Raw genomic sequence first — 24,550 nt, forward strand, 5'->3', positions numbered from 1 at the left:
CCCCCTCCCCAACGCTTCGCAAGGGCTTCGCGTCAGGGATGTATAAGGAGGAGCAGGACACTGGCGGCGCAGACTATCCTGAAATCCGTGTAGCGGCGAGGCCGGAGCGCAGCGGAGGCGAGGCGCATCCGTGTCATCCGTGGCTAAATGCTTTTCTCTCGGCAAAACTCGTCACCCAGGTTGCGCCCAGTTGCGGCAGGTCGCCGCTTCTTCGCCCTGTTTGGCGCAGACGTCGGCCATGTTCTTGTCGAGTCGCGCAAACACTGCCCCACCATCATGCGCCTCGCTCCACTCGCGGACCAGCGCGCCCCACGCCCCGACCTTGACGCGCGTGCGTTGATAATAGTCGCCGGAATTCTTGCCCAGTTCGTCGATCACCGCCTGGGCGCTGGCCTCCACTGCCGCCCTGTCGTTCGGGGCCTGGCGCAGGACAGTCTTTGAGTAGGAGATGGCCCACTGGACGCGGGTTGCCGAGCCTTCGGAGGTTTCATAGGCCTTGCGCGCCCAGGTAATGGCCGCCGGACCGTCCTTTGTGTCCTCGGCAATCGTGGCCAGGTCGAGCATATAGTAGTAGGGCGAATCTGAGCGCTTGAGCTCGGCTTCGAGCAGTTTCCTGGCGCCGGCATCGTCACCGGCGCGGTGGAGCAGGTCGGCAGCGTCCGAGATAACCGACTGGCGCACCATGGCATCCGTGGCGACCTGGTCTGCCCAGTGTGTCCGCTTGCGTACCTTGCTCAGCACGGACTTTGAAGCCGGCCCGCCGTTTCCTGCGTCGAGCAGGATATCGGCATTGACCGTGGCGAGGCGGTCGGGGACGGGGAGGTTCTTGTCGTTATAGACGCCGTCGAGCGCCGCGATCAGCGAACCGCCAAGCGCCGTGCGTTGGGCCGCATCCGGCAGGGCCGCAATGAGCGACGGAATTGTGTTGCTCAATTCCTGGCGATTTGCGGTGACTTCGCCACGGTTTTTCAGGATGGCCGGAAGAACCTGTTCGATTGTCGCCTGCTGTGGCGGGCTTAGCACGTATTTGCCGTCCGCTCCCTTCGCGCTGCCGACGACCAGGGCCAGGAGCGCAAAGCGGCGCTTCAGGGCGTCTTCGGGCGCCGCACCGGCAAGCGTCTCAAGAAGGGCCGCCGTGGACGCAGTGTCGCCGAAGTGCTTGGGATCGTTCCGCCAGTCGAACGCAGCCAGCAACTGCCATTCGTCGCGCGACAGCGCCGAGGGGGTCTGTTTCGCCTTGTCGAACAGGGCGTCGATCGAGGTCGTGCGTCCGGCGGCGACGCGCAGCACAGACAGGAGGTTGGATGCCGTCGACAGGCGCGTGATCTCGGAGCCATCGGCGCGCAGAATGATGATGGTCGGATAGCCGCTGATGCCGAAGCGCTCGCCCCAATGCTGGGCGCCCGGTGTGTCGCCATCGAGATGGACGGGCACGAAATGGCGCGTCTCGGCGATAAAGGACGGGTCCTTGAACAGGGTGGATTTCAGCTGGTTGCACGGCGGGCACCATTTGGCGCCCCAATACAGCAGGACCGGCTTGCCGCTCTCTTTGGCTTCGGCCAGCGCGTCATCGACATCGCCTTCGCGCCAGGCGATGTCCTGGCCCTGGGTAACGGCCTCGGTGCCTTTGGGCTCGGACGGGGTGCGCTGGCAGCCCGCAAGACTTGTCGCGATCCCAATCGCCAGCACTATCGATGTCCAACGCATCCAACTTCCCTCTCGTAGGTCGTCTCATTGTCTACCAATTCAGCGGGCTGTGTCCAGTTACAGTTGGTTCATCGGCCAACTACGTACAAATGCGCACATGCCGCGATCTTAAGGATAATTGCGGCTGGAAATGGCCGATGACGACGCTAACGCCCGGCCAGGGTCCGGCGTAGGATCGAGCCGGGTTTTCAGGGAATACGGTAATGTGCAGAGTGTGGGTGGCCGGCGCGGTGATGGCTGCCGTAATCTTATCAGGGAACGCCGCAGCGGCGCCGGTGCTGCTCGGCGGCACGTCGCAGGTCTGTCGCGATACGCTGAGCGTGGCGAACACGGCCTTCTATTCGTCGTCCTTTTACATCAATGACGCCGTGACCATGCCGGCACACAGCGCGGTCGAGATCGTGGCGCAAAAGGCGAGGGGCGACATTTCCGGTGGGCGGGGGCTGGTCGCCGATCCGGCGGTGTTCAAGACGATCCCTGCCGACGGCCGGGCGCGCCGTGAGCTCTATTGGGAAATCGCCCCGGCGGGCGCGACGCGCTGGGTCATGGACGACGCAGGGTTTAGCTGGCGCGGCGACTGGTACAGGCTGTATGGTGTCGACAGCCAGGTGGCGGAAGGCGCTTTCGCCTCGAGCGACGACGGCAAGACGCCTGGACTGGTGATCGATCAGCAATTCCTGCCGGCGATGATGCTGCGCCATAAGGGCGCTAAGGCATTATGGGCGGTGAATACGGGCTATATTTTCGCGGCGCTCGACGATTGGACCGTCTATGCGGCCGGGAAGGACGGGGTAATGGCGCGTTGCACGATCCGCTTCGCGCGACAGGTGAAGCACGCCAGTTCTTTGCTACCACCGGAGGTGCGGACTCTGGCCCGGTTGCTGGACTCTACCTTGGGAGACGGGCTGGGCGAAGGGACCTTGCAGCCGACGGCGTGGATCCGCAATTATGTCGACGCCGGCTGGGCCAATACGGCCGTGCGGCCATGGGCTGTCAGCCGCAACCCCTATAATCGCCGGCGCGATGTCGATGCGGGCCTAAAGCGATGGTCGCGCGGCAGCGCCAGCTATAAAGCGCTATACGGGCAGATACAGGCGCAGTACCCGGTGGCGGAAGCGGCCTTGACCGCCTTTTACGTGGCGCGGTTCGGCAAGACCGAGGCGGAGGCAAAGGTCATGGCGGCGCGAAATCTCGATTTGGTTTACCGGATGCACTTCGTCTTTCCGCAGGACTATATCCATCCTCATCCCGAGGGTTCGGTTTGACATGGCGAATGGGCGTGCTAAGTGATGGCTAATTGTCAGACAAAACAAACCCTGCTCGAGTAAAACCATGTCCCATGCCTCCATTTCGCGCCGCTTTTTGATCGCCTCGGCCGGGGCGGGGTTGATAACTCCGGTGGCAACTCAGGCGCGTCACCGAAAGGCCAAGATCATGAATCCCCTGGTGTTGCAGCGCGCTGATCCGCACATCGAACGCCACAGCGACGGCTATTACTATATGATGGCGAGCGTGCCGGAGTATGATCGGCTGGTTATCCGTCGGGCGAAGACCCTGGCTGGACTGGCCATTGCCGACGAAGCCGTAGTCTGGAAGCGGCCAGCCAGCGGCAAGATGGGTGGCCATATCTGGGCGCCCGAACTGCACCATTTTGACGGCAGGTGGCATATCTATTTCGGCGCCGGCGACCACGGCGACGTCTTCCACGTTCGGACCTTTGTGCTGGCCTGCGACGACGCCAATCCTTTGACGGGCATGTGGCGCCTTCTGGGCCAGGTCGAAATGCCGTGGGATAGCTTTAATCTCGACGCCACCAGCTTCGTGCACAAGGGCGTGCGCTATCTGTGCTGGGCCCAGCATGAGCCGGGGATCGACACCAACAGCAACCTGTACCTGGCGCCGCTGGCCTCGCCGACGACGCTGGGCGCCAAGCCGGCGCGGCTGACGGTGCCGACCCTGGATTGGGAAATCATCGGCTATAAGGTCAATGAAGGGCCGGCCATTCTGGCGCGGAACGGTCGGTTGTTTCTGACCTACTCGGCCAGCGCCACCGATGAGCATTACTGCATGGGCATGCTGACCGCACGCGACGATGCCGATATCATGGATCCTGCCGTGTGGGCGAAGTCCGACGTGCCCGTGTTCAAGAGCTCGCCGGCGCACAATGTCTGGGGACCGGGGCACAACGGCTTTACGGTCGATGAAAAGGGCCGGGACATGCTGGTTTATCATGCCCGGGATTATCGCGAGATCCAGGGAGACCCACTGTACGATCCCAACCGCCATACTCGGGTACAGCCCATCGCTTACAATGCTGATGGCGTTCCGGTATTCGGAGAACCTGTGGCAAATGGACCGCTGAAGTAGGGGCGGAATAGATTAGGTAGGTAGAATGCCCCCTCCGTCGGCTTCGCCAACACCTCCCCCGGCCTAGGCGGCAGCCAACGCTTCGCTACGGTGGAGGACTGCGGAGAGGAGAGACGCGCTTCAAAAAATTGCGGATATTCTGAAGGGCGTCGGCGACAGTTGACACCGGCTTGAGTCTGCGATAGTACTGTATGATACACAGTGTATGTAGCACACTATACGAGATACAGTTATATGGACGGCGAGGGCGACCTCTTCGAAAGCCTGCGGGCGGAACTGCGGCGCGGCTCGCTGAGCCTGGCCGTGCTGGCCCGGCTGCGGGTCGAGCGCTACGGCTATACCCTGCGCCAGGCCCTGGCCGACGATGGCCTGGATATGGAGGAAAGCACCCTCTATCCGCTGCTGCGGCGGCTGGAGACGCAGGGGCTGCTGGTCAGCGAATGGCGCGAGGAAGAGAAGCGCAAGAAGCGGTTCTACGTCCTGTCGCCGGCCGGCGAGACCATGTTGCGGCGGCTAGTCGAGGAGTGGCGGGCGATCAGCGCTTCGCTCGAGAAAATTACCGGGAATTGAAGGGGTTCGGAATGGACATGCTGGAGGACTATCTGCGCGCTGTGTCGCGGCTGTTGCCCAGGGCGAAGCGCGACGACATCACGGCCGAGTTGCGCGATGAAATCCTGACGCGGATCGAGGTCCGCGAAAGCGAACTGGGACGTAAGCTGAGCGACAACGAAACCGAGCAGTTGCTGCGCGATTTCGGCCATCCGATCGTGGTCGCGGCGCGCTATCGCGACGGGCCGCAATATAGTGTCGGGCCGGCCCTCTATCCGTACTGGATTTTTGCCGTGCGTTTTGCCGTGGTGCTGGAAATCTGCATCTCGGCAGCGGTGTTTATCGGGCGGATGTTCAGCGGCGCACATATCGGCGACGCCTTCGGCCAGGCCATAGGTTCGGGGCTGACCGGGGTCATGACCCTGATCGGGTTTGCCACGGTCGCGGCATGGCTGATCGAGCGTAAAGGCATAACCATCGAGTATTTCAACACCTGGCGCGTGCGGGATCTGCGGTTTCTCGATTTTGCAGCGTGGGAATGGGGCGATATCAGCGAAAGGATCAAGGCAATGACAACAGCAGCAGCTTACGAGTATCCGCGTGAACATGGATGGGGCTTCCACAGTTGGTCGCGGCGCCAGTCGTCGGCCGGCCGGGGTGTCGCCCTGGTCACCGGCGGGGGCGTCTTCATATTGTGGTGGATCGGCGTCATCAGCTTCGGCTTACGCGCCATGCCGGCCGATTTCGGCAATATGCCGATAAGTGCGGGCGGGCTGGCCAATGTCGACCTGGCGGCTTTGAAGGCCGCGATCTTCTGGCCGGTCCTCGCCTATTTCATAGCGCTGATTGGATTGGGCGTGGTGGTGCTGACCTGGCCGCGTGGGGTGCGGATGCGCGGTGCGATCGATATTGCGCTCGGTACTGCGGCCATGGTGTTGGCGGCGTGGGTGTGGGGCGCGTCACCCATAGCTGCCGCGGTCAGGGTCGACAGTGTGGCGGAGATGGCGGGGCGAATCGGGGCATTTTTCGCCAATCCGATTCCCGTTCCCCTGGATCTGTTCATCAGCCTGATGTTGGTCTTTACGGCCGTTGGCGGGTTTTTCCGGGCCCTGGGCGGCGTCTGGGAGCTGTTGGTCGGCGCGCCGCGCTTTGCCGATGACGATTAGTTGGCGGCCGCGATGGCGGCATCCAGATCGGCCAGGTCGTGGCCCTTGATTCGTTGGCCATTGACGAAGAAGGTCGGGGTGCCGCTGACATGGTCAGCCTTGGTGCGGGCGTTCATATTGGCCATGAAGGCGCTGAAGCCCGCACTGTCACCGATACAGGCCTGGACATCGGCCTGGCTCATCCCCGTCTTGGTCCGGACGTCGGTCATGATGGGGCTGATGACGTTATCGGTGAAATAGGCCTTCTGCCCACTGAAGAAGCTGTTGACCACGGCGAAGTAGGGCGCTGAATTGCCCGGGTCCTTGCTGTGGGTGACGGCGCAGCGGCCAAGCAGGAAAGCCGACAGGGCATATTGCTGCGGGTTGGTCAGGACTTCGCGGAAGATGTAGCGAACCTTGCCCGTCGCGACATATTTAGCCTGAAAGGTCGGCCAGACATCGGCGTTCCAGGCGGCACAATGCGAGCAGGCGGCCGAGGCATATTCGATCACCGTCACCGGCGCCGTGGGGCTACCCAGCGACATATCGGGCAGCAGGCCGGGCTCGGACGTTGGAATGACGATCGCCGGAATAGCGGGCGCCGGCGGCGTCTTTTTTGCCGGCGTGGGCTTGGTTGCGGCGTGATGGGCTTTCGGTTTGGCCGCCACAGGCTGCACCGAAAGGGCCGCCATGACCACAACGGCGGTCAGCAGTGTCAAGCGCCTGGAAAACATGGCCATTCTGTTCCTATTTCGCCGCCAGCAGGGGCGCGAAAGCCTTTTCGAATTCATCCAGATCGCCGGTCTTGCGGTCCAGCTTCTTGCCATTGATGAAGAAGGTTGGCGTGCCGTCGATACGGTCATTTTTGGCATAGATGTCGACATTGGCCTGCAGCCGTTCCAGCCCCTTGGTGTCCGTGACACAGGCCTTGAACTGGGCCTCCGACATGCCGACCTGTTTGGCGATGTTGAGCAGGACGGGCAGGGCCGAGTGGTCGTCGACGAACATGGCGTCCTGCGACGACATGATGGCGTCTATGACCTGGAAATACTTGTCCTTGCCGGCGCAGCGGGCCAGCAGGACGCCCTGGGCCGAGACCTCCGTCGGTTGGGTGAGGAATTCGCGATAGACGTAATAGACCTTGCCGGTCCGGATGTATTTGGCTTCGATCTCCGGCATCAGGCGCTTGTTGAAATCGGCGCAATGCGAACAGGTCACCGAGGCATATTCGATCAGGGTGATCGGCGCCGTTGGGCTGCCCTTGGTCATGTCTCCGTCGCCGACCGGCGTTATTTTCGGCGCACAGGCGCTGGCCAGCAAGGCCAGGCCCATAACGGCGGCGGAGATTATGCCTCGGTATATGCCACGCAGGCCGGTCATGGCGTTGCCGGTTACTTCAGCGCCGGCTGGATGGCGTCGTCGAACCACTTGATGTCGTCCGGCGTGCCGTTGACCTTCTTGCCATTGACCAGGAAGGTCGGCGTACCGTTGATGCCGTCACGATTGAGATATTGCTTGTTCAGGTCGTTGAGGTGCTCGATGCCCTTGGCGTCGCTGACGCAGTCGGTAAAGGCGCTTTCCGACAGGCCGGCCGAGGCGGCGATACGGACCAGGACCGGGCGCGCATTGGCGTAGGTTTCGGGGTTGCCGCCTTCGTCCATTTCCTTCTGGGCGCGCATGATGGCGTCGATCACGGTGAAATACTTGTCCTTGCCGACGCATTGGGCCAGCATATGACCGGCGGCGGCGACCGTACCGTTACCCGTCATCATCGGGCGGTAGATATAGCGCACCTTGCCGGTGTCGACATATTTGGCCTTGAACGCAGGCATGACCTTTTCATTGACATGGGCGCAGATCGGACAGGCGACCGATGCATATTCGATGACGGTGACCTTGGCCGTCGGGCTGCCCATGGAGACATCGTCTCCGGCAGCGGAGGACGGCTTCTTGCCACAGGCGGCCATGCCGAGCGCCGCAGCGGCGACCAGGCCAAGCGCGGCGACGCGCGCGACGGAGTGCGTGTTGAGGGATAAGGTCATGGCGTTTCTTTGGATCGTTTCTTTTGAGCGATTCTGGACGAAAGACCGCGCCAGTGATGGCCGTTTCCGCCTTTGGAGGTTGTACTTAATAAAGAGTCTGATTGCGCTGTAAATATGGCATCTGCATTTTGAGCCCTTTTTAGCTGGAACCTTGTTGCCCGCTGGTCTTTTGGCGCTTTACGATGGCCCGACCAAGGCGCAGCAATGTGGCTTTCAGCCGCTCATCGGTCACATCACCGACCGATTGCTGCAGACTCAGTTCCTCGCTCGCGGTCAGGGGGGCGGGACGTTGAAGGGGAGGTGGTCGTGTGCGGGTGGTCAGAGGCCCCTGAATTATGCGCAGCCGGCCGACAGGCTTACCGCCCAGATACAGGTTGATGCGGTCGACCAGGGTCTGCGACTGATGCTGGATCAAGGTGGCGTAGGCCCCCTGGACGCGGATTTCCAGCGCCCCGCCGACATTGGCCTTGCCCTTGATCAGGCGTACCGGTTCGGAGAGGCGGCCCAGGGACTCGCCGACAATCTCGGCCCAGCGGCCTTTCAGCTTGAAAGCTTCGTCTTCCTTGCCCTCAAAACGCGCCTGCAGGCTTTTCAGCAGCGGCTGAACCTGTTTCTTTACCGGCGGCGGCGCTTTTGGCGCGCGTTTGGTGTGAGTCGTGCGCAGGATGCGCACCGAGTCTTCGATGGACGGCAGAGAGCGTTTCATAATGACGATTATACTGAAGGACGAAGCGCTTGTCTCGGATTTGCGGCAGCGGCTGCTCGCCTGGTACGATACGCACGGCCGCGATCTCGTGTGGCGGGTCGGTAGGCGCGATTCCTACCGGGTGTGGCTGTCCGAAATCATGCTGCAGCAGACGACGACGGCCCATGCCGCGCCCTATTATCAAAGGTTTCTCGAGCTCTGGCCGACGGTTGCCGACCTGGCGGCGGCGCAGGACAGCGACGTAATGGCGCAATGGGCTGGGCTGGGCTACTACGCCCGGGCGCGGCGCCTGCTGGAATGTGCGCGGACGGTTGTGCGCGACCATGGCGGTGTGTTTCCGGACACGGAGGCGCAGTTGCTGCAACTGCCAGGGTTTGGGCCCTATACGGCGGCGGCGGTGGCAGCGATCGCTTTCGATAGGCCGGCCAATGTGGTCGATGGCAATATCGAGCGGGTGATGACGCGGCTGTATGCGATCTCGACGCCCTTGCCGGCCGGCCGGGCTGAGGTCCGCCAAGCCGCGGCGCAGTGGGTGTCGGCCGAGCGGGCCGGGGACTGGCCCCAGGCGCTTATGGATATGGCCAACCAGATCTGCCGGCCGAAGGGCCCACTATGCCTGCTGTGTCCGGTGAGCGAGGCCTGCGCGGCCCTGGCGATGGGAACACCCGAGGCTTTCCCGGTCAAGATCGCCAAGGCTGCCAAGCCGCGTCGCCATGGGGTGGCTTTTGTCATTACCGATGGGCAGTCTGTCGTCGTGGAACGCAGGCCTGACAAGGGTTTGCTGGGCGGAATGCTGGGCCTGCCGCACGCCGAATGGCGGGATCGGCCCTGGTTGAATGTTCATGTACAACCTCCGTTGGATGGCGCCTACGAGGCGGTTGGGGCGTATGAACATGTGTTTACGCACTTTGCCCTGAGCCAGTCTGTGTGGGTGCTGCGGCTGGACGCACCGGCGCTGCGCGATTTCCTGCGCCTTCACAACAGCTATGAATTGCTGTCCCTGACAGCGCCACGTTCGCTGCCGACCGTCTTTGCCAAGGCGCTCAACTTCCTTACGCATCCTTAATGTATTGACGGGGAAAGCCACATTGGGTCGCCGGCGTCGGGTTTGCTACATTTCCGCCATAATTCATTCCCGATGGAGGTCGCAGATGAGACCGATATGGATAGTGGTGGCAGCGGCCGCAGCGGCATTGGCATTCATGATGACAGGTGTGGCGGCGGCGCAGAGCACAGCCCACTCGAACGCTGTCTATCTGGGCGAAGTCAACATCGTCTACCAGCCACAGCCGTCGGGATACCAGCCGCAGGGTTCGGAAATCGACCTTTCCGATCAGGGCAAGAGTTTCGACGTCAGCTGTATCATTGGCGCTGAGGGCAAGTTGCAGAACTGCCAGGCGGGTGACAACGATCTCTACGATCAGAATTTCGTCCGTATCGCCGTGGCCAATGTCAGCCAGTGGGTGATGTCGCCGCAGACGGTCGACGGCAAGTCTTCGGTCGGACGAACCCTGCTGGTGACCTGCCAGTTCCGGCGAGCCGACCGCACGGACGTTGCGACCGCCGAAAGCAAATAATTGACTTATCCGTCAAATAATAATTGACATAAACGTCAAAATTAATAGGCATGTACCACAATGTGGTATGAGTCATGGGACGGGAACAGCTGATGACGGATTTGCTAGCGCGTTTGAGCGCCATATGCGGCGGATTGATTGCAAGCTTGATCATGACCTGCCCGGCCAATGTCATGGCCCAGGAGCTGGTGACATCTGAGGATGTCGTGGTCCTGTTTCAGCCCGAGCCGGCACGCTATATTCCCGACGGTGACGATCTCGATCTGGCCGACCAGGGCAAGTCGTTCGATGTCACCTGTGTCATCACCCGGTCCGGTCGCATGAGCGATTGCCAGGCTGAAGAGAATGACATTGTCGACCAGAATTTTGTCAAGATCGCCGTGAAAACCGTTAGCCGCTGGGTTGTTGGACCGGAGACGCGTGATGGCGAAAGCTCTGAAGGGCGGGTCTTGATTGTGACCTGTCAATTCCGGCTAGAAGACCAGCGCGACGATCAGAGGATCGCCGCGCGGTAGGTGTTTAGACGAATCTAGGCCGACCGTTACTTTTCGGACATCGCCAGCGAACTATAGACGAAACACTGTAGCAGTCCTCCACCGCCTGCGGGGGAGGTGGCGCGAAGCGCCGGAGGGGGCACTGTTGGTAGATGCAAAGGCATGCTGAGCTAGGCTTCAATTCAAAGCGTTGATTAAGGTAGGTTTAAAAACACCCCCCTCCGCCGCCTTCGGCGCACGCCACGGGGCGCCCCGCTCCCCCGCAGGCGGTGGAGGACTGACATTGTTGATACCTCGACCACTCAACGAGATACTTAAGCTGCCGATTTGAATGCCGGCGCTGTCACAAAAATAAATTGAACCGCTCCGCTGGTCAGTTCATGTCGCTACGGATGCGGGCGCGCAGGTCGTCGATCGGCTTTAAGCCGGCGTCGGTCTTGAAGCGCCAATAGGTCCAGCCATTGCAGGCGGGGCTCTGTTCCATCATCGCGCCCATCTTGTGGATCGATCCCGACAATTCGCCGTGGACCAAAGAGCCGTCGGCGCGAACCTTGGCCGTCTTGTCGCCCTTCGGCGTATACAGAACGTCGCCAGGCTGCAGCAGGCCGGCCTCGACCAAAGCGCCGAACGGAATGCGCGGCTCGGCCTTTTTCGACCCGACCACAGCCAGGTCTTCGGCGGTTGCCGGAATGACGCGGGCAATGCGGTCGCGGGCGTGTTTGGCGTAGGTTTCGTCGCGTTCGATACCGATAAAGTGGCGGCCGAGGCGGCGGGCGGCGGCGCCGGTCGTGCCGGTACCGAAGAAGGGATCGAGGACGACGTGGCCGGGCTTGGAACAGGCCAGCAGGACGCGGTAGAGCAGGGATTCCGGCTTTTGCGTCGGGTGCGCCTTGTTGCCGTGTTCGTCCTTCAGGCGTTCGTCGCCGGTGCATAGCGGAATGCTCCAGTCGGAGCGCATCTGGGTGTCCTCGTTAAAGGCCTTCAGCGCGTCGTAATTGAAGGTGTAGCGCTTCTGGCCCTTGGCCTTGGTCGCCCAGATCAGGGTTTCGTGGGCATTGGTGAAGCGCGTGCCCTTGAAATTAGGCATGGGGTTGGCCTTGCGCCAGATGACGTCGTTCATCACCCAGAAGCCCATGTCCTGCATGGCGACGCCAAGGCGGAAGATGTTGTGATAGGAACCGATGACCCAGATGGCGCCGTCGTCCTTCAACACACGGCGGCATTCACGCATCCAGTCGCGGGTGAAGGCGTCATAGGCTTCGAAGCTGGCGAACTGGTCCCACTCATCATCGACCGCGTCGACCTTGGAATTGTCCGGGCGCAGCAGGTCACCGCCCAACTGGAGATTATAGGGCGGATCGGCGAAAACCAGGTCGACGCTATTGTCCGGCAGGGTCTTCAGAATCTCGACGCATTCACCCAGATGAATGGTGTCGAGCTTCAGGGGGGCGGACAGCGCGACAGGGCTGGCCTGGACCGGGGCGGATTTGAGCTTGCGCATGGTATCACTTTCGCAAAATCCGCACGGCATTTTGCCGGCGGAGGTAACAGCTTGAATCTGTGACAAGAATCCTTTCGCGTTAAAAAACGCTTAAGGCTTGACTCGTCGGGAATCAGCTTTGCGAAAATAGTTGTGAGTGAGTCGAAAAAGACTCACTTTTGCGCTTGAATGCAGCCCAGAGCTATCCGGCGTCTGCCAGGACCGTGGTCACGGTCAATTCGCGGATCGTCGACCACGTACGGCGGTGGACAGGCGAAGGGCCGTGCAGCCGCAGGGCGTCGAGATGGAACGCGGCCTGGTAGCCTTTGTGCTGCTTGAAGCCATAATGCGGATAGACGGCATCCAGTTCGATCATGATGCGGTCGCGGGCCGTCTTTGCCAGGATCGAGGCGGCAGCGATCGACAGCGACAGGGCGTCACCCCCGATAATGGCGGTTGAGGGAACGCTGAGTTGTTTCGGGCAGCGGTTGCCGTCGATCAGGGCATGATCCGCGGCGGGGCTGAGCGCCGCGACCGCGCGGGTCATGCCTTCCAGTGTGGCGGCCAGAATGTTAAGGCAGTCGATCTCTTCCGGCGAGATGGTGATGACCGACCAGGCGATGGCGGCCGCCTTGATTTGCGGTTCCAACTCAAAGCGGCGGGCTTCGGTCAGAGCTTTGGAATCGTCTATGCCGTCGGGCGTGCGTCGCGGATCGAGAATGACAGCAGCGACACATAACGGGCCGGCACAGGGACCGCGGCCGGCCTCATCCACGCCGCAGACGAGGCCGCTATAGTTCTGTTCGTGATAAAAATCCGCCATGGAATCCTGTTAAATGATTCCGCCGTTTGCGGAAAGATGGCGGCCGTAAAATCAGCGGCGCTTGCCGAAGGTTGGTCGCGCCGTGCTGAACGGCGGCGGTGCGGGCCGTGAAGGCGCGGTATAGGGTTGAGGTGTATAGGATTGAGGCTTGCTGGCCTGCGGCTGTGGAGCCGCCTGGGTCCGGGATGGGGAGGGCGCATCACCAAAATCGAAGATGGACGTGTTCGGCGTAGGGGAGGTGGGCGAATCGAAATCCGGCCCGTCGAACGTCCGGGCGATGTCGGTACCGTCACCTTTCGGATCCGGACCGAAGCGGTTGGGCCCGCGCGTGCCGGGCAAACACATCAGGATGAACATGGTAAGATTGGCCAACAAGGCCACCATGCCGATCATGGCGCCCTGGCCAACCGTTGCCGCCAGTTCGGCAGAGCGGTTCGCATTGTAAGGCGTTCCAATATTGGCCAGGGTCTGGAAATTATGTCCCCAGGAGAATATGCCCGGTACGTACAGCAGCATCCACCAGGCGGATTTATTGCTGTCATGCAGGCGCCGGACAGTCACGGCCAGGTTGGGCAGAAGACAGCCCAGGACCAGCAGACCGATCAATCCCATGCCTAACATGCCGCCGGCTATGGCGCCAGCGGCGCCCCGGGACAAGCCGGTTATCATGAAAGCGATCAGGGCGAGGCAGGCGAGAACCTGGAAGAGCTGAAACAACCAGTATTCGGAACGTCGTGCCCGACCTGAGAAATCAGCGTATTTGACGAAGGGTCTGAACATCAGCATGGAGGCTTCCCCGCATTGGCAGTGCCGGTACTCAGCCACAGGACGTTTCAATTTGACGTAAAGGAAGACGGTTAAGCAGCTTTCATCATTTCAGACACCTCGCCGTGGCGAAAACAGGTAACAGCGTGGTCGTTGACCATACCTACCGCTTGCATGAAGGCGTAGACGATGACCGGGCCGCAGAACTTATAGCCCTTTGACTTGAGCAGTTTGGCCAGGTCCTGGGAGGTTTTGGTTTCCGTCGGGATCTGGCCGGTTTCGAAGTGGTTGATCTGCGGCCTGTGGTTTTGGACAGACCAGATCAGGTCCTTGAACTCGATACCCTTGTCGCGCAGATCGAGCGTGATGCGGGCGCTGTCGATGGCGGCCAGTATCTTGGCGCGTGAGCGGATAATGCCGGCATCGTCCATCAGCCGCTCGATATCTGCGTCATCGAAGCGGGCGACCTTTTCCGGATCGAAACCGGCAAAGGCGGCGCGCAGGGCATCACGCTTGCGCAGGATGGTGATCCACGACAGGCCGGCCTGGAAACCATCCAGCACCAGTTTTTCCCACAGGGCGCGTGAGTCGAACTCGGGTACGCCCCATTCCTCGTCGTGATAGGCGCAATAAAGCGGGTCGTTCTTTGGCCAGTGGCAACGGATCAGATCGGTCATGGCATGTTCCGTATTACGATTGTAATATTTCGATGTGAGGCTTTATCCATAAGGGGATTTCAAGGCTAGTCGGCGTGTCGCCACAGCGCAATTCACCGTCCAGGCGGTCGACACGCATCAGGGCCAGGGAGGCGCCCGGGGCCGAGGCCAACACATTTCCTGCTCGGCGGTCGCCTTGCAGAACCTCGGCGCCAACCGGTAAAACACCCGTATGGACCAGCGGCAGGATGCGATTCTTGATCTGGCCGCGGCGTTTCATGCGTGAGGTCAATTCCTGGCCGACATAGCAACCCTTGTGGAAGTCGATGGCCTCCAGCAGGTCGAGATTGGCGTCGATGGCGTAGAGCTCGTCCTTGGCGAAATCCTCGCCCGGTTCGGACAGGCCGTGGCGAAAGCGGAACTGCGTCCACTCGACAAGTGTCGCATTGGCGGTCTGCGGCGTATAGGCAAACGCAATGGACGTTTGCAGAATATCGCCGCGCGCATCGGGCAGGAATCCTTCCGGCGGCGGACCGTCGAAAGCAACAAAAACCGGAGTGTCGAGCGCCTCGATCGTCAGCTTGGCGCGGAGCTTGTACATGTTGAGTTTGGCCAGCAATTCGTCGCGTGCACCGACCGCGACGTCGAGCTGGATTTCGTCGCTCGAGACGGCATGCAGCAGACAATCGGCGTAGATCTTGCCCTGTGGCCGCAAAAAAGCCCCGTAAAGCCGCTTTAAGGGCGCGTTTTGCTCCAGCATGCGAATCAAGGTGTCGATATGCGCTGTACACAATCCCTTGAGAAACGGCGCCCAATCGGGACCGGTAATACGGATTTGAGTACGGTGCGGAAGGGCTGCTATTCGGGTCATGAGCAAATTCGTGTAATGCGGGCGCCAGCCTTGCTATAGGCGCAAATGTCACTAGGTAGATAGCATGAAATCACCCTTTCCGATTCTCCTGCTGGCGCTGTGCGAACCAGCGCGGGCGATCGCGCTCGCCGGGGTGATTCCGCGCCTGAAACAGGAAATTCCGCACGCCCGGATCACCTTGGTGACCACAAAGGCGTCGGCCGAATTGTTTGTGGACGAACCGGCGATCGACGAAACCCTGGCCTTCGATGGGGCTATCTTCAATCTCAAGGCGCTGGGCGTGCTGGCCGAGTTGAGCCGCCGCGCCTGGGGGCTGCTGGTCGATGTCGGCCCATCGATGGTTTCGCGGATGATTCGCTCAAAAACGCGGATCATCATCAATCCCAATGATGTGGCCGGACCCTTAAAGCAGATATGCCAGGCCCTGGCCCTGAAGGAAACCGACGTGATTCCGCGCCTGAAGCTGGCGCCGGAACGCAGCGTCAGGGCCCAGGCGCTGCTCGATGGTGGCCGGCTGACGGCGCCGATCCTGGCCATGGCGCCGGGCGCCGGCTGGCTGGGCCGGCGGTGGCCGACGGAACGCTTTGCCGTCCTGGCGACGCGGCTGATGCGCGATGACGGCCCCTTTGCCGCCCACAGCCTGGTAATCCTGGGCAATGAGGCCGACCGCGACACGGCCGTCGCTCTGGCCATGGCCACGCCGCGCGCCCAGGTGATGGAACTGACGGGCAAGCTCGACCTCGCCACGGCGTGCGCCGTGTTGCAGAAGACGGCGGCCTTTGTCGGCAATGACGAGATCTGGTTGCGTCTGGCCGCGGCAGCGGGCGTGCCGACCTTTGGGCTCTATGGGCCGTCGGACGAGGGCGATGCCCCGCCAGGCGATAACATGTATGTCATCCGCGGGCCGCGCAGCCTGGCCGATATTCGCGCCGCCGATCCGAAGCTGAAACTGTCCGTGTGTCATATGCTGGACCTCAACATCGACAAGGTCTATGACGGGGTTGAAGAGGTCATGGCGCGCCTGACTCCGCCCAAGGTCGAAGAACCGGAAGTGGAGCCTGATACCGAGCCCAAGGCTGAAGCCGATGCTGAGCTTGGGATAGAGGCTGGGCCAGGAATAGAGACTGAGCCCGGGATAGACGCTGAAGCCGAGGCGACGGGAGAAATCGAGTCCGACGCGGACGCCGAAATCGAGGTGTCCGGCGACGACGACACGGACATGCGTGATACTGTGTCGCCGGTTGCCAAAGACGATGGCGGAGCGACGAAAAAGCCTGTTGCCGGAAAAGACGTGGAGGAACCTGCCCATGCCGAAGAGTTTTGACCTGATCATCCGCAACGCGGACATCATCAACCACGCCGGGCGAGGGCGCGGCGACATCGGCATTATCGGCGGAAGGTTCGCGGAGTTCGGCGATCTGTCGCAGGCGTCGGCGGCCGACGTGTTCGACGCCACCGGTCTGCTGGCCATGCCGGGCGTCATCGATACCCAGGTTCACTTCCGCGAGCCGGGACTGGAATGGAAGGAAGATCTCGAGACCGGCAGCCAGGCGGCTGTCATGGGCGGGGTCGTGGCGGTATTCGAAATGCCGAACACCAATCCGACGACCACCAATCCCGAAGCCTTTGCCGACAAGCTGAGCCGGGCGCATCATCGCATGCACTGCGACCACGCCTTCTATGTCGGCGGGACCCACGAAAACGTCCATGAACTGGGCGAGCTGGAGCGGCTGAAAGGCTGCTGCGGCGTCAAGGTCTTTATGGGCGCCTCGACCGGCACCCTGCTGATCGCCGACGACGAGGGCGTCGCCCAGGTCCTGAAAAATGTCAATCGCCGGGCGACCTTCCACAGCGAAGACGAATACCGCCTGGCCGAGCGCCGGCCGCTGGCGCGCGAAGGCGACTGGACCAGCCACGACTTTGTCCGGGACGCCCAGTCGGCGATCCAGTCGACGCACCGCCTGGTGCGGCTGGCGCGCGAGGCCGGCAAGCGTATCCATGTCCTGCACGTCACGACGCGCGAGGAGATCGAGTTCCTGGCCGGGCAAAAGGACATCGCCACCGTCGAACTGACACCGCAGCACCTGACTCTGGAGGCGCCGGAAGCCTATGAGCGGCTGAAGGGCCTGGCCCAGATGAACCCGCCGATCCGCGACAAGTACCATGTCGAGGGCCTGTGGCGCGGCATTGCCCAGGGCGTGGCCGACGTGCTGGGCTCGGACCACGCGCCGCATACGCTGGAAGAAAAGGCCAAGCCCTATCCTCAGTCGCCGTCAGGCATGCCGGGCGTACAGACCCTGTTGCCTGTGATGCTCAACCACGTCGCCAATGGCCGGCTGAGTCTGGAGCGGCTGGTCGACCTGACCTCGGCGGGGGCACAGCGCGTGTTTGGGGTCGCCAACAAGGGCCGGATGGCGCAGGGCTACGACGGCGATATCACCTTGGTCGACCTGAAGGCAAAGCGCGTGCTGAAGCACGAAAACATGCGTACGCGCAGTGGCTGGACGCCGTTCGACGGCATGGAGGTCACGGGCTGGCCCAAGGCGACCATTATTCGTGGCCGGGTGGTGATGCGCGACGACGAGATCGTCGGCCCCAGCCAAGGCGAGGCGTGCCGCTTCATGGAGTCGCTGTAGGTGGCATGAAGCGGATTGACCTCAGTCACACGATCGAAGCCGGCATGGAAACCTACAAGGGGCTGCCTGGGCCCGTGATCTGTGACTACTGGTCGCGCGAGGACTCGCGTGCCAATTATGACGACGGCAGCACGTTTCAGATGGGCCGTATCGAGATGGTGTCCAATACGGGCACCTATGTCGATGCGCCGTTTCATCGCCATGCCGATGGCTGCGACCTGGCCGGACTGTCGCTGGAGTCTCTGGCCGAACTCGACGGTATCGTCGTCCGGCGGCCGTTCGAAAGCGGTCTCGGGACCGATGCTGAACATCTCGAAGGGCTTGACGTTGCCGGAAAGGCGGTGCTGATCGCGACGGGGTGGGACCGTTTCTGGCGCACACCCACCTATTTCAGTGATCACCCCTATCTCACCGAAGCGGCGGCCCTGTGGCTGGTCGCCCGTGGCGCAACCTTTGTCGGCATAGATTCACACAATATCGACGACACGCGCGGCAAAAGCCGGCCGGTCCATACGCACGTGCTGAGGGCAGGGATACCGATCGGCGAACATCTGACGGGCCTGTCCGCCTTGCCCGATACGGGTTTCCGCTTTCACGCCGTACCGCCGAAAATCGTTGGCATGGGGACGTTTCCCGTACGCGCCTATGCGGTGGTGCCGTAAACTCCCCAGTGTGGGAAATCATAAAAAAAGCCCGCGAGGTGGTTCCTCGCGGGCTTTGATATATGGGCTCGATTGACTTATTCGGCCGAGGCGTAGGTGCCGTTGCCCGGGATTTCGCATTGCTGATCTTCCTTGTGGGCCTTGGCTATGGTGCACGGGATAGCGGTGATCAGGCTTTGACGGTCGGCGGCGATAATGACGATGTAGCCGCGCTTGTTCTTGCAGGCGACCTCGGCAATCACGCCTGCGTCGATACTGTCGGATTCACCGATGTAACGGATTTCCGACACATCACATCCCTTGTCCGGCTTGGCGACCTTGATCAGCTTGTCGACCTGGGCCAGAAGAACTTCAGGCGTGGTCAGGGTGCACGACTTGCGGCCAACCTGGTCGATGAAACAGTCATTTACGCGCAGGGCGGCGGTGCTGCCTTCCTGTGGGATGAAGCCGATCAGGCCGAACGGCTGCTCGGGGCAGGTAAATTCGATATAGTCACGCTTGGTCGACTCTTGCGTGCCGATGACTTCGTAGTCCTTCACAGTGCAGGGGTAGCCGCCTTCTTTCAACTGTGCGCTCATCCGGCTATTGGCATCGGCCGCAGCCACACCGGCGTCGGTGAATTGGCAACCGCCCAGACCCGCAGCGCTGGCGCAGGGAATGTTGCGGACAAAGCTGTTGTCGAGCTTGGTCAGGACGATAAAGCCCGGAGGCGTGGCGCAGCCGAATTCATAGTAGTAACCATCGCTTTCCTTGGTGATGCCGACGAAGCGGACATCGGTCACGACGCAATTGGCGTTGCCGGCGGCTGCGATCGGCTTCATGGATTCGATGATCTGCGCCTTGGTCGTGAAGGTGCAGGCCGACGCCGAGCCGTCGTAAACCAGGCAGCTTTTGAATTCGGTCGGGGTGTCGGTACCCAAGCGGGCGTAGTCGACAAGGCCGCCGACGCCAGCGGCGCAGGCCACTTCGTAGCGGTCGATGGGCGCGCCGGTGGTCGACGATCCGATGAGACGCGCTTTGGTGACCTCGCAACCGGGCAGGTAGGGCTGGACCACCGGGGTCAGCCACTTATAGACCGGCAAGTTTTCCGGCAGGGTACACACCGTAGAATCCGCTGCCTTTTCGCGGATCTTGGCCGCCACAACGCAACTGAAAGGCTCTTGGGTCTGAGTAGGTGAAATAGCGGTGATGATAAAACCTGGGCCTGACTTGCAAGCGATTTCATATAGCTTACCGCTGACCTTGGCGCCGTTGACCTCTGTTTCGGTTGGACCGAGCAACTTGGCATTGGCGATCTCGCAATTTAGCTTGGCCGTCGCGATTATATTCGGCGCCGCCTCCATGCCCGCGGCAATCGATTCGGCTTCGGTCATGGGCTTGGTCGTCGCCGCATAGGCGGGGGCAGCAGCTAAGCTGGCGATCAGTGCCAGACCGGCTGTCACGGCCAGGGTGCGTAGCGCCCCGGCAAATTTCAATGGGTTCAAGGACGCCAGTTTCATGGGCGATGGTCTCCGCTGCACAAGACTGCCAGGCTAGCGGTTCGCTTCGGCCGGGCTATTTACCCTCTTATCTACAGGATATGGCTATTGGAAGGCAAGTCTCCGTGCCCGTGTTTCGCGCGTTGCGCCCGCACGAAATTTCCGTTAACGTTCACGTCAACTAAAGGGAGCGCAGGATTTGGACGATATTATTACCCACTGTGAGGAAGGCGTACTGACGCTGCGCCTCAACCGTCCGTCCAAGAAGAACGCGTTGACGCGATCGATGTACACGGCGCTGGCTGAGGGCCTGACCCAGGCCGACGGCGACGATACCGTGCGCGTCGTGGTGATTGCCGCCGAGGGCAGTGATTTTTCGGCCGGCAATGACATATTCGATTTTGCCCAGGACATCCCAGCTCTGATAGCGGGGCCTGCCCTGACGGCAGGGGATGTCGATCCCGACAGCATGCCGGTATTTCGATTCCTCAGGGCGCTGACCTTTTTCAGCAAGCCGCTGGTCGCTGCGGTGCAGGGCCAGGCGGTTGGTGTCGGCGTAACCCTGCTGCTGCATTGCGACCTGGTGGCGGCGGCTGACACGGTCCGTCTGCGCCTGCCTTTCCTGCAGTTGGGCCTGGTCCCGGAGGCGGGCTCGACCCTGTTGCTGCAACAACGGATCGGCCATGCCCGGGCGTTCGAATGGCTGTCCCAGGGGGAGGCGGTCACGGCCGAGACGGCGCTCGCCTGGGGCCTGGTCAATCGCGTGGTCGCGCCGGAACATCTGGCCGGGACGGCTCAGGGCCTGGCGCGCAGCCTGCTGAAACTGTCGCCCGCAGCCCTGCGTCACACCAAGGCGCTGATGCGCGATCCGCACACCCTGTGGCCGGTAATCGAGGCCGAGGGGCGGATTTTCCGGCAACTGCTGACAAGTCCCGAGGCCCTAGCCGCATTTGCGGCGTTCTTAAACAGGTAAGGCTGCGTTCACTGCATTCCTGTCCCGGTAGAAAATATCCTTATACATCAAGGGAAACAAGGCGTTAGGGCGAGTGTTTGTCACAAATAGACGCATTAATTGCAAGGTCTTTGCCGTTAATTGATTTGACCTTCATTCGCATTGCGCCTAACCGGAAAACGACGTCAGGGGACTTGGTTTTGTCGGGGGCGCTTGCTTTGGCTCTGGATACATTTGCATTGGATTACGCTATAAGTCTCGAGACATCGGAGCAGTCGCGCCGCGTTCTCGAACTGACCGATCGTGTTTTTGGCCCCGGGCGTTACACCAAGACGGCCGAACGCCTGCGCGAAGGCTCGGCGCCGGAGGCCGATCTCAGCTTTACCGCCATGCAGGGTGAACGCCTGCTGGGCTCGGTTCGTCAGTGGCCGGTCTTTGTCTTCGACGAAGTCGCCAATATCTACGAACCCCTGGTCTTTCTCGGTCCCATCGTCGTTGAGCCGACCCATCGCGGTTTGGGTATCGGCAAGAGTCTGGTCCGCGCCGCCGTCGACGCCGCCTTCAACAGGGGGCTTCGCGCGGTTCTGTTGGTCGGATCGCAGGCCTATTTCAAGCCGTTCGGCTTCGATGTTGCTGAAAATATCGAGATGCCAGGTCCAGTCGATGCCAAACGCCTGCTGATCCATTACTGCCAGGACGGCCTGAAACTGCATGGGCGGGTCGTCAAGGTCGTCTGACCTTGCTACGCTGTCGCCATGACTCGCATCATCACCCTTTCCGACGCCATGAACGCGCCTGCCACGCGCGTCGTCTTTTCAGCCCTTGAAGCGAAAGGCGGCAAGGGCTGTGTGCGCTTTGTCGGCGGCTGCGTACGCAATGTATTGCTGGGCGTGCCCGGCAGCGATCTCGATCTGTCGACGCAGTTGCTGCCGGACGATACCGAGGCGGCCCTGGGGAAGGCCGGCATCCGCCATGTCCCGACCGGCAAGGACTACGGCACCATCACCGCTGTTGTCGATGGCGAGCCCTATGAGATTACCTCCCTGCGCGAAGACGTCGAGACCGACGGCCGCCGGGCTGTGGTCAAATACACCGACGACTGGGCTAAGGACGCCCAGCGCCGCGACTTCCATATCAACGCCCTGTATGCCGATATCGATGGCCATGTTTACGATCCGACCGGCCACGGGCTTGAGGACATCGCAACGCGTCGGGTGCGCTTTATCGGCGACGCGGAACAACGCATCCGCGAGGACTATCTGCGTATCCTGCGCTTTTTCCGTTTCACGGCCGGCTACGGCCAGGGGATGGACAGCGCTTCCCTTGGGGCCTGCATTGCCCTGAAGACTGGAATTGACGGCCTGTCGGGCGAGCGCATCTGGAGCGAGGTCAGCAAGACCATGGCCGTGACGTCGCCGCTACTGGCCTTCGAAGCCATGCAGGCCGGCGGGTTGATGCCGCATATTGTGCCGGGCTGGAAACTGACCAGCGAAGCCTTGCCGGAACTCGCCGCCATGGTGGCGTTCAGCGATGTGGTCGAACGGCGTCTGCTGGCCCTGATCGACAGTGGCCTGGGGCTGGCGGCGCATGACCTGAAGACGGCCCAGATGCGGCTGAAGTTTTCGCAAGCCACGATGGCGCGGCTGCAAACCGCGGGGCAGGTCCTGTACTATCTCGAAACCGTCGAACGCGACGACCTGGCGCGGCTGATCTATCGCTTCGGCCGCCAGGCGGTGGAGGATGGCGTCTTGCTGGTCGCAGCCCATATGCGTCGTGCCCCGGACCACCTGATGCGCATGGTCGGCAATATCGACGTGCCTGTGTTTCCCCTGAAGGGCGCCGACCTGCTGGCGCGCGGCATGACGCCCGGTCCCGAGGTCGGCCTGAGGCTTAAGCAAATAGAAACCGAATGGCTTAATCATGATTTTTCACAAAGCGTGATTGACGAAGCTCTTGACGCACTTGCGAAATAAACGATCTTATCAGGCACAGAATTTGCATAGGTTTTAGTAGACTTTGGACCCGTGGGGCGTTCATGCGTAACGACTATATAGCCATTCTGGAAACGGGCGTGCCGCCGGCCGGACTGGATCAGACCTACGGCACCTATGCCGACATGTTCGCCAGCCTCCTGGCCGGGGAAGGGCGCAATTTCCGCACATTCAAGACGCTGCAAGGCGAGTTGCCAATGGCCGATGACACGTTGAAAGGCGTGGTCATCACCGGCTCGCCCTCGGGTGTCTATGAGGACGATCCGTGGATTCGCGACCTGATCGGCTGGCTGCGTGCACTGGATGCCGGCGTTCCGGTCGTCGGCATCTGTTTCGGTCATCAGGTCATGGCCCAGGCCTATGGCGGCCATGTCGAGAAATCGCACAAGGGCTGGGGCGTCGGGCTGCACGAATACAGGATCAAGGCGCGCGACGTATGGCATGACCTGCTTGGCAAGCCCGCCGATGAAACGTTGATTAGAGTAGCGGTAACGCATCAGGACCAGGTGGTGAAGAAGCCCGACAGTGCGGTGGTGCTGGCCGGCTCGGATTTCACGCCGCACGGCGCGCTCTACTACACCGACCGCAAGGGGTTGTCGTTCCAGTGCCATCCGGAATTCTGCCAGGATTTTGCCAGCGACCTGCTGATCAGCCGGCGGGGTATCCGGATCGACGCGGCCCTGGTCGACCGGGCTGTCGAAACCCTGAAGGGGCCGTCAAGCCGTAGCCAGGTTCTGGGCGCGATTTCCAATTTTCTTGGAAATTAAGGCCACTTCACCACGGGCGGCATGGATGACATGATCGAGGCGACATTGCCGCCGGTTTTTAGCCCGAACAGCGTGCCGCGATCATACAGCAGATTGAACTCGACATAGCGTCCGCGCTGGACCAGTTGCGCCTCGCGCTCGTCCTCGCTCCACGGTTGGCTCATGCGTCCGCGCACGATCTCCGGATAGATGTCGAGAAACGATTCGCCGATTGCCCGGGTAAAGGCGAAGTCGGCGTCGTGGTCGCTGGAATTGAGATGATCGTAGAAGATGCCGCCGACGCCGCGCGGTTCGTTGCGATGGGGCAGATGGAAGTAGTCGTCGCACCATGCCTTGAACTTTTCATAATAGGCGGGATCGAAGCGATTGCAGGCATCGCGAAACGCAGCGTGGAAAGCCACCGCATCGGGCGCGTCCTGGCTGCGATCGGCGGCCATCAGCGGCGTCAGGTCGGCGCCGCCGCCGAACCAGCTCTGGGTCGTGGTGATGAAGCGCGTATTCATGTGCACCGCCGGCACATGCGGATTGGTCATGTGGGCGATCAGGCTGATCCCCGTGGCGAAGAAACGCGGATCTTCAGCTGCGCCCGGGATCGACTTGGCAAACTCGGGCGAGAAGGCGCCATGGACGGTCGAGATATGGACCCCGACCTTTTCGAACAGCCGGCCCTTCATGATCGACATTTCGCCGCCGCCGCCTTCGGCGCGATCCCACGGCGTGCGGACGAAACGACCGGCCGGTCCGCTGTATCGGCCGGGAGGGGCTTCGTCTTCCAGTGTTTCGAAGGCAGCGCAGATGCTGTCACGCAGAGCACGGAACCAGGCGGCAGCCTGTTGCCGGCGATCAATAAGGGTATCGGGGAGGGGAGCGGTATCGGTCATG

Annotated in this window: 26 protein-coding genes; 14 read left to right on the forward strand and 12 right to left on the reverse strand. The window is 61.5% G+C overall.

The annotated features are described in order from the left end of the window. Nucleotides 1-171: 171 nt before the first annotated feature. On the reverse strand, nucleotides 172-1,707 hold the full coding sequence (locus AC1DXO_RS15500; protein ID WP_476979072.1) for a thioredoxin family protein: 1,536 nt from the start codon (nucleotides 1,705-1,707) through the stop codon (nucleotides 172-174). Nucleotides 1,708-1,910: 203 nt separating this feature from the next. On the opposite strand from AC1DXO_RS15500, the gene AC1DXO_RS15505 reads away from it, so the two are divergent. The 4 genes from AC1DXO_RS15505 to AC1DXO_RS15520 all read left to right on the forward strand — a co-directional run bounded on the left by AC1DXO_RS15505 (nucleotide 1,911) and on the right by AC1DXO_RS15520 (nucleotide 5,789). Continuing rightward, nucleotides 1,911-2,972, forward strand: a complete 1,062-nt coding sequence (locus AC1DXO_RS15505; RefSeq protein ID WP_476979073.1) for a hypothetical protein — start codon at nucleotides 1,911-1,913, stop codon at nucleotides 2,970-2,972. 67 nt (nucleotides 2,973-3,039) lie between these two features. Beyond that, the gene (locus AC1DXO_RS15510; RefSeq protein WP_476979074.1) at nucleotides 3,040-4,074 is read left to right on the forward strand and encodes a glycoside hydrolase family 43 protein; all 1,035 of its coding nucleotides are present in this window, start codon (nucleotides 3,040-3,042) and stop codon (nucleotides 4,072-4,074) included. A gap of 234 nt (nucleotides 4,075-4,308) precedes the next feature. Beyond that, on the forward strand, nucleotides 4,309-4,644 hold the full coding sequence (locus tag AC1DXO_RS15515) for a PadR family transcriptional regulator (RefSeq protein ID WP_476979213.1): 336 nt from the start codon (nucleotides 4,309-4,311) through the stop codon (nucleotides 4,642-4,644). Nucleotides 4,645-4,655: 11 nt separating this feature from the next. Continuing rightward, nucleotides 4,656-5,789, forward strand: coding sequence for an HAAS signaling domain-containing protein (locus AC1DXO_RS15520; RefSeq protein ID WP_476979075.1), 1,134 nt, complete (start codon nucleotides 4,656-4,658; stop codon nucleotides 5,787-5,789). On the opposite strand, the gene AC1DXO_RS15525 is transcribed toward AC1DXO_RS15520, so the two are convergent. From AC1DXO_RS15525 to AC1DXO_RS15540, 4 genes are all read right to left on the reverse strand, one after another. Beyond that, a complete protein-coding gene (locus tag AC1DXO_RS15525) occupies nucleotides 5,786-6,502 on the reverse strand; it encodes a thioredoxin domain-containing protein (protein ID WP_476979076.1) in 717 nt (238 codons plus the stop codon). The genes AC1DXO_RS15520 and AC1DXO_RS15525 overlap by 4 nt on opposite strands. A gap of 13 nt (nucleotides 6,503-6,515) precedes the next feature. Next, entirely contained in the window at nucleotides 6,516-7,148 is a 633-nt protein-coding gene (locus AC1DXO_RS15530; protein ID WP_476979077.1) for a DsbA family protein, read from the reverse strand. Between the two features lie 11 nt (nucleotides 7,149-7,159). Continuing rightward, nucleotides 7,160-7,810, reverse strand: a complete 651-nt coding sequence (locus AC1DXO_RS15535) for a DsbA family protein (RefSeq protein ID WP_476979078.1) — start codon at nucleotides 7,808-7,810, stop codon at nucleotides 7,160-7,162. 139 nt (nucleotides 7,811-7,949) lie between these two features. Further along, nucleotides 7,950-8,516: a DUF721 domain-containing protein gene (locus tag AC1DXO_RS15540; protein WP_476979079.1), complete on the reverse strand. Its 567-nt coding sequence runs from the start codon at nucleotides 8,514-8,516 to the stop codon at nucleotides 7,950-7,952. Between the two features lies 1 nt (nucleotide 8,517). On the opposite strand from AC1DXO_RS15540, the gene AC1DXO_RS15545 reads away from it, so the two are divergent. The 3 genes from AC1DXO_RS15545 (at nucleotide 8,518) to AC1DXO_RS15555 (ending at nucleotide 10,608) form a co-directional block, all read left to right on the forward strand. Further along, nucleotides 8,518-9,582 carry an A/G-specific adenine glycosylase gene (locus AC1DXO_RS15545; protein WP_476979080.1) on the forward strand — a complete coding sequence of 355 codons (1,065 nt, stop codon included), beginning with the start codon at nucleotides 8,518-8,520 and terminating at the stop codon, nucleotides 9,580-9,582. 85 nt (nucleotides 9,583-9,667) lie between these two features. Further along, nucleotides 9,668-10,093: a hypothetical protein gene (locus AC1DXO_RS15550; RefSeq protein WP_476979081.1), complete on the forward strand. Its 426-nt coding sequence runs from the start codon at nucleotides 9,668-9,670 to the stop codon at nucleotides 10,091-10,093. A 92-nt stretch (nucleotides 10,094-10,185) separates the two neighbouring features. Further along, nucleotides 10,186-10,608: a hypothetical protein gene (locus AC1DXO_RS15555; RefSeq protein WP_476979082.1), complete on the forward strand. Its 423-nt coding sequence runs from the start codon at nucleotides 10,186-10,188 to the stop codon at nucleotides 10,606-10,608. 352 nt (nucleotides 10,609-10,960) lie between these two features. On the opposite strand, the gene AC1DXO_RS15560 is transcribed toward AC1DXO_RS15555, so the two are convergent. From AC1DXO_RS15560 to ygfZ, 5 genes are all read right to left on the reverse strand, one after another. After that, the gene (locus AC1DXO_RS15560) at nucleotides 10,961-12,088 is read right to left on the reverse strand and encodes a DNA methyltransferase (protein ID WP_476979083.1); all 1,128 of its coding nucleotides are present in this window, start codon (nucleotides 12,086-12,088) and stop codon (nucleotides 10,961-10,963) included. Nucleotides 12,089-12,269: 181 nt separating this feature from the next. Further along, complete coding sequence (locus AC1DXO_RS15565) at nucleotides 12,270-12,890, reverse strand: ribonuclease HII (protein ID WP_476979084.1); 621 nt, start codon at nucleotides 12,888-12,890, stop codon at nucleotides 12,270-12,272. 51 nt (nucleotides 12,891-12,941) lie between these two features. Further along, nucleotides 12,942-13,676 (reverse strand): DUF805 domain-containing protein, encoded by a 735-nt coding sequence (locus tag AC1DXO_RS15570; RefSeq protein ID WP_476979085.1) that lies wholly within the window; start codon nucleotides 13,674-13,676, stop codon nucleotides 12,942-12,944. A 71-nt stretch (nucleotides 13,677-13,747) separates the two neighbouring features. Beyond that, nucleotides 13,748-14,332, reverse strand: a complete 585-nt coding sequence (locus AC1DXO_RS15575) for a DNA-3-methyladenine glycosylase I (RefSeq protein WP_476979086.1) — start codon at nucleotides 14,330-14,332, stop codon at nucleotides 13,748-13,750. A gap of 13 nt (nucleotides 14,333-14,345) precedes the next feature. Further along, complete coding sequence (ygfZ, locus tag AC1DXO_RS15580; RefSeq protein ID WP_476979087.1) at nucleotides 14,346-15,182, reverse strand: CAF17-like 4Fe-4S cluster assembly/insertion protein YgfZ; 837 nt, start codon at nucleotides 15,180-15,182, stop codon at nucleotides 14,346-14,348. 64 nt (nucleotides 15,183-15,246) lie between these two features. Between ygfZ and AC1DXO_RS15585 the strand changes: the two genes are divergently transcribed. Genes AC1DXO_RS15585 through AC1DXO_RS15595 form a run of 3 tightly spaced genes read left to right on the forward strand, consistent with a single transcriptional unit; the run spans nucleotide 15,247 to nucleotide 18,480 of the window. Next, entirely contained in the window at nucleotides 15,247-16,506 is a 1,260-nt protein-coding gene (locus AC1DXO_RS15585) for a glycosyltransferase family 9 protein (RefSeq protein ID WP_476979088.1), read from the forward strand. Beyond that, nucleotides 16,490-17,818, forward strand: a complete 1,329-nt coding sequence (locus AC1DXO_RS15590; RefSeq protein ID WP_476979089.1) for a dihydroorotase — start codon at nucleotides 16,490-16,492, stop codon at nucleotides 17,816-17,818. Before AC1DXO_RS15585 ends, AC1DXO_RS15590 begins: the two co-directional genes overlap by 17 nt. Before the next feature lie 5 nt (nucleotides 17,819-17,823). Further along, nucleotides 17,824-18,480: a cyclase family protein gene (locus AC1DXO_RS15595; protein WP_476979090.1), complete on the forward strand. Its 657-nt coding sequence runs from the start codon at nucleotides 17,824-17,826 to the stop codon at nucleotides 18,478-18,480. Between the two features lie 77 nt (nucleotides 18,481-18,557). On the opposite strand, the gene AC1DXO_RS15600 is transcribed toward AC1DXO_RS15595, so the two are convergent. After that, the gene (locus tag AC1DXO_RS15600) at nucleotides 18,558-19,979 is read right to left on the reverse strand and encodes a hypothetical protein (protein ID WP_476979091.1); all 1,422 of its coding nucleotides are present in this window, start codon (nucleotides 19,977-19,979) and stop codon (nucleotides 18,558-18,560) included. A gap of 178 nt (nucleotides 19,980-20,157) precedes the next feature. Between AC1DXO_RS15600 and AC1DXO_RS15605 the strand changes: the two genes are divergently transcribed. The 4 genes from AC1DXO_RS15605 to AC1DXO_RS15620 all read left to right on the forward strand — a co-directional run bounded on the left by AC1DXO_RS15605 (nucleotide 20,158) and on the right by AC1DXO_RS15620 (nucleotide 23,668). Continuing rightward, nucleotides 20,158-20,931, forward strand: coding sequence for an enoyl-CoA hydratase (locus tag AC1DXO_RS15605; protein ID WP_476979092.1), 774 nt, complete (start codon nucleotides 20,158-20,160; stop codon nucleotides 20,929-20,931). A 218-nt stretch (nucleotides 20,932-21,149) separates the two neighbouring features. After that, a complete protein-coding gene (locus AC1DXO_RS15610) occupies nucleotides 21,150-21,647 on the forward strand; it encodes a GNAT family N-acetyltransferase (protein WP_476979093.1) in 498 nt (165 codons plus the stop codon). Nucleotides 21,648-21,665: 18 nt separating this feature from the next. Then, a complete protein-coding gene (locus tag AC1DXO_RS15615; RefSeq protein WP_476979094.1) occupies nucleotides 21,666-22,883 on the forward strand; it encodes a CCA tRNA nucleotidyltransferase in 1,218 nt (405 codons plus the stop codon). A 62-nt stretch (nucleotides 22,884-22,945) separates the two neighbouring features. Beyond that, complete coding sequence (locus AC1DXO_RS15620; RefSeq protein ID WP_476979095.1) at nucleotides 22,946-23,668, forward strand: type 1 glutamine amidotransferase; 723 nt, start codon at nucleotides 22,946-22,948, stop codon at nucleotides 23,666-23,668. Here the strand turns inward: AC1DXO_RS15620 and hemF are convergent. Then, nucleotides 23,665-24,549: an oxygen-dependent coproporphyrinogen oxidase gene (hemF, locus tag AC1DXO_RS15625; RefSeq protein ID WP_476979096.1), complete on the reverse strand. Its 885-nt coding sequence runs from the start codon at nucleotides 24,547-24,549 to the stop codon at nucleotides 23,665-23,667. The two genes, AC1DXO_RS15620 and hemF, sit on opposite strands and share 4 nt — an antisense overlap. Nucleotide 24,550 lies beyond the last annotated feature (1 nt).

It is taken from the genome of Asticcacaulis sp. P2_C5 (assembly GCF_056404555.1).

Bases quoted from the DNA above. Each gene is read 5' to 3' on its own strand.
- AC1DXO_RS15520 (WP_476979075.1), top strand. From the start codon at position 4,656: ATGGACATGCTGGAGGACTATCTGCGCGCTGTGTCGCGGCTGTTGCCC.
- AC1DXO_RS15530 (WP_476979077.1), bottom strand. From the start codon at position 7,148: ATGACCGGCCTGCGTGGCATATACCGAGGCATAATCTCCGCCGCCGTT.
- AC1DXO_RS15590 (WP_476979089.1), top strand. From the start codon at position 16,490: ATGCCGAAGAGTTTTGACCTGATCATCCGCAACGCGGACATCATCAAC.
- AC1DXO_RS15550 (WP_476979081.1), top strand. From the start codon at position 9,668: ATGAGACCGATATGGATAGTGGTGGCAGCGGCCGCAGCGGCATTGGCA.
- AC1DXO_RS15505 (WP_476979073.1), top strand. From the start codon at position 1,911: ATGTGCAGAGTGTGGGTGGCCGGCGCGGTGATGGCTGCCGTAATCTTA.
- AC1DXO_RS15595 (WP_476979090.1), top strand. From the start codon at position 17,824: ATGAAGCGGATTGACCTCAGTCACACGATCGAAGCCGGCATGGAAACC.
- AC1DXO_RS15600 (WP_476979091.1), bottom strand. From the start codon at position 19,979: ATGAAACTGGCGTCCTTGAACCCATTGAAATTTGCCGGGGCGCTACGC.
- AC1DXO_RS15525 (WP_476979076.1), bottom strand. From the start codon at position 6,502: ATGTTTTCCAGGCGCTTGACACTGCTGACCGCCGTTGTGGTCATGGCG.
- AC1DXO_RS15565 (WP_476979084.1), bottom strand. From the start codon at position 12,890: ATGGCGGATTTTTATCACGAACAGAACTATAGCGGCCTCGTCTGCGGC.
- AC1DXO_RS15615 (WP_476979094.1), top strand. From the start codon at position 21,666: ATGACTCGCATCATCACCCTTTCCGACGCCATGAACGCGCCTGCCACG.
- AC1DXO_RS15535 (WP_476979078.1), bottom strand. From the start codon at position 7,810: ATGACCTTATCCCTCAACACGCACTCCGTCGCGCGCGTCGCCGCGCTT.
- ygfZ (WP_476979087.1), bottom strand. From the start codon at position 15,182: ATGACCCGAATAGCAGCCCTTCCGCACCGTACTCAAATCCGTATTACC.
- AC1DXO_RS15570 (WP_476979085.1), bottom strand. From the start codon at position 13,676: ATGCTGATGTTCAGACCCTTCGTCAAATACGCTGATTTCTCAGGTCGG.
- AC1DXO_RS15500 (WP_476979072.1), bottom strand. From the start codon at position 1,707: ATGCGTTGGACATCGATAGTGCTGGCGATTGGGATCGCGACAAGTCTT.
- AC1DXO_RS15540 (WP_476979079.1), bottom strand. From the start codon at position 8,516: ATGAAACGCTCTCTGCCGTCCATCGAAGACTCGGTGCGCATCCTGCGC.
- AC1DXO_RS15585 (WP_476979088.1), top strand. From the start codon at position 15,247: ATGAAATCACCCTTTCCGATTCTCCTGCTGGCGCTGTGCGAACCAGCG.
- AC1DXO_RS15545 (WP_476979080.1), top strand. From the start codon at position 8,518: ATGACGATTATACTGAAGGACGAAGCGCTTGTCTCGGATTTGCGGCAG.
- AC1DXO_RS15575 (WP_476979086.1), bottom strand. From the start codon at position 14,332: ATGACCGATCTGATCCGTTGCCACTGGCCAAAGAACGACCCGCTTTAT.
- AC1DXO_RS15560 (WP_476979083.1), bottom strand. From the start codon at position 12,088: ATGCGCAAGCTCAAATCCGCCCCGGTCCAGGCCAGCCCTGTCGCGCTG.
- AC1DXO_RS15515 (WP_476979213.1), top strand. From the start codon at position 4,309: ATGGACGGCGAGGGCGACCTCTTCGAAAGCCTGCGGGCGGAACTGCGG.
- hemF (WP_476979096.1), bottom strand. From the start codon at position 24,549: ATGACCGATACCGCTCCCCTCCCCGATACCCTTATTGATCGCCGGCAA.
- AC1DXO_RS15555 (WP_476979082.1), top strand. From the start codon at position 10,186: ATGACGGATTTGCTAGCGCGTTTGAGCGCCATATGCGGCGGATTGATT.
- AC1DXO_RS15620 (WP_476979095.1), top strand. From the start codon at position 22,946: ATGCGTAACGACTATATAGCCATTCTGGAAACGGGCGTGCCGCCGGCC.
- AC1DXO_RS15510 (WP_476979074.1), top strand. From the start codon at position 3,040: ATGTCCCATGCCTCCATTTCGCGCCGCTTTTTGATCGCCTCGGCCGGG.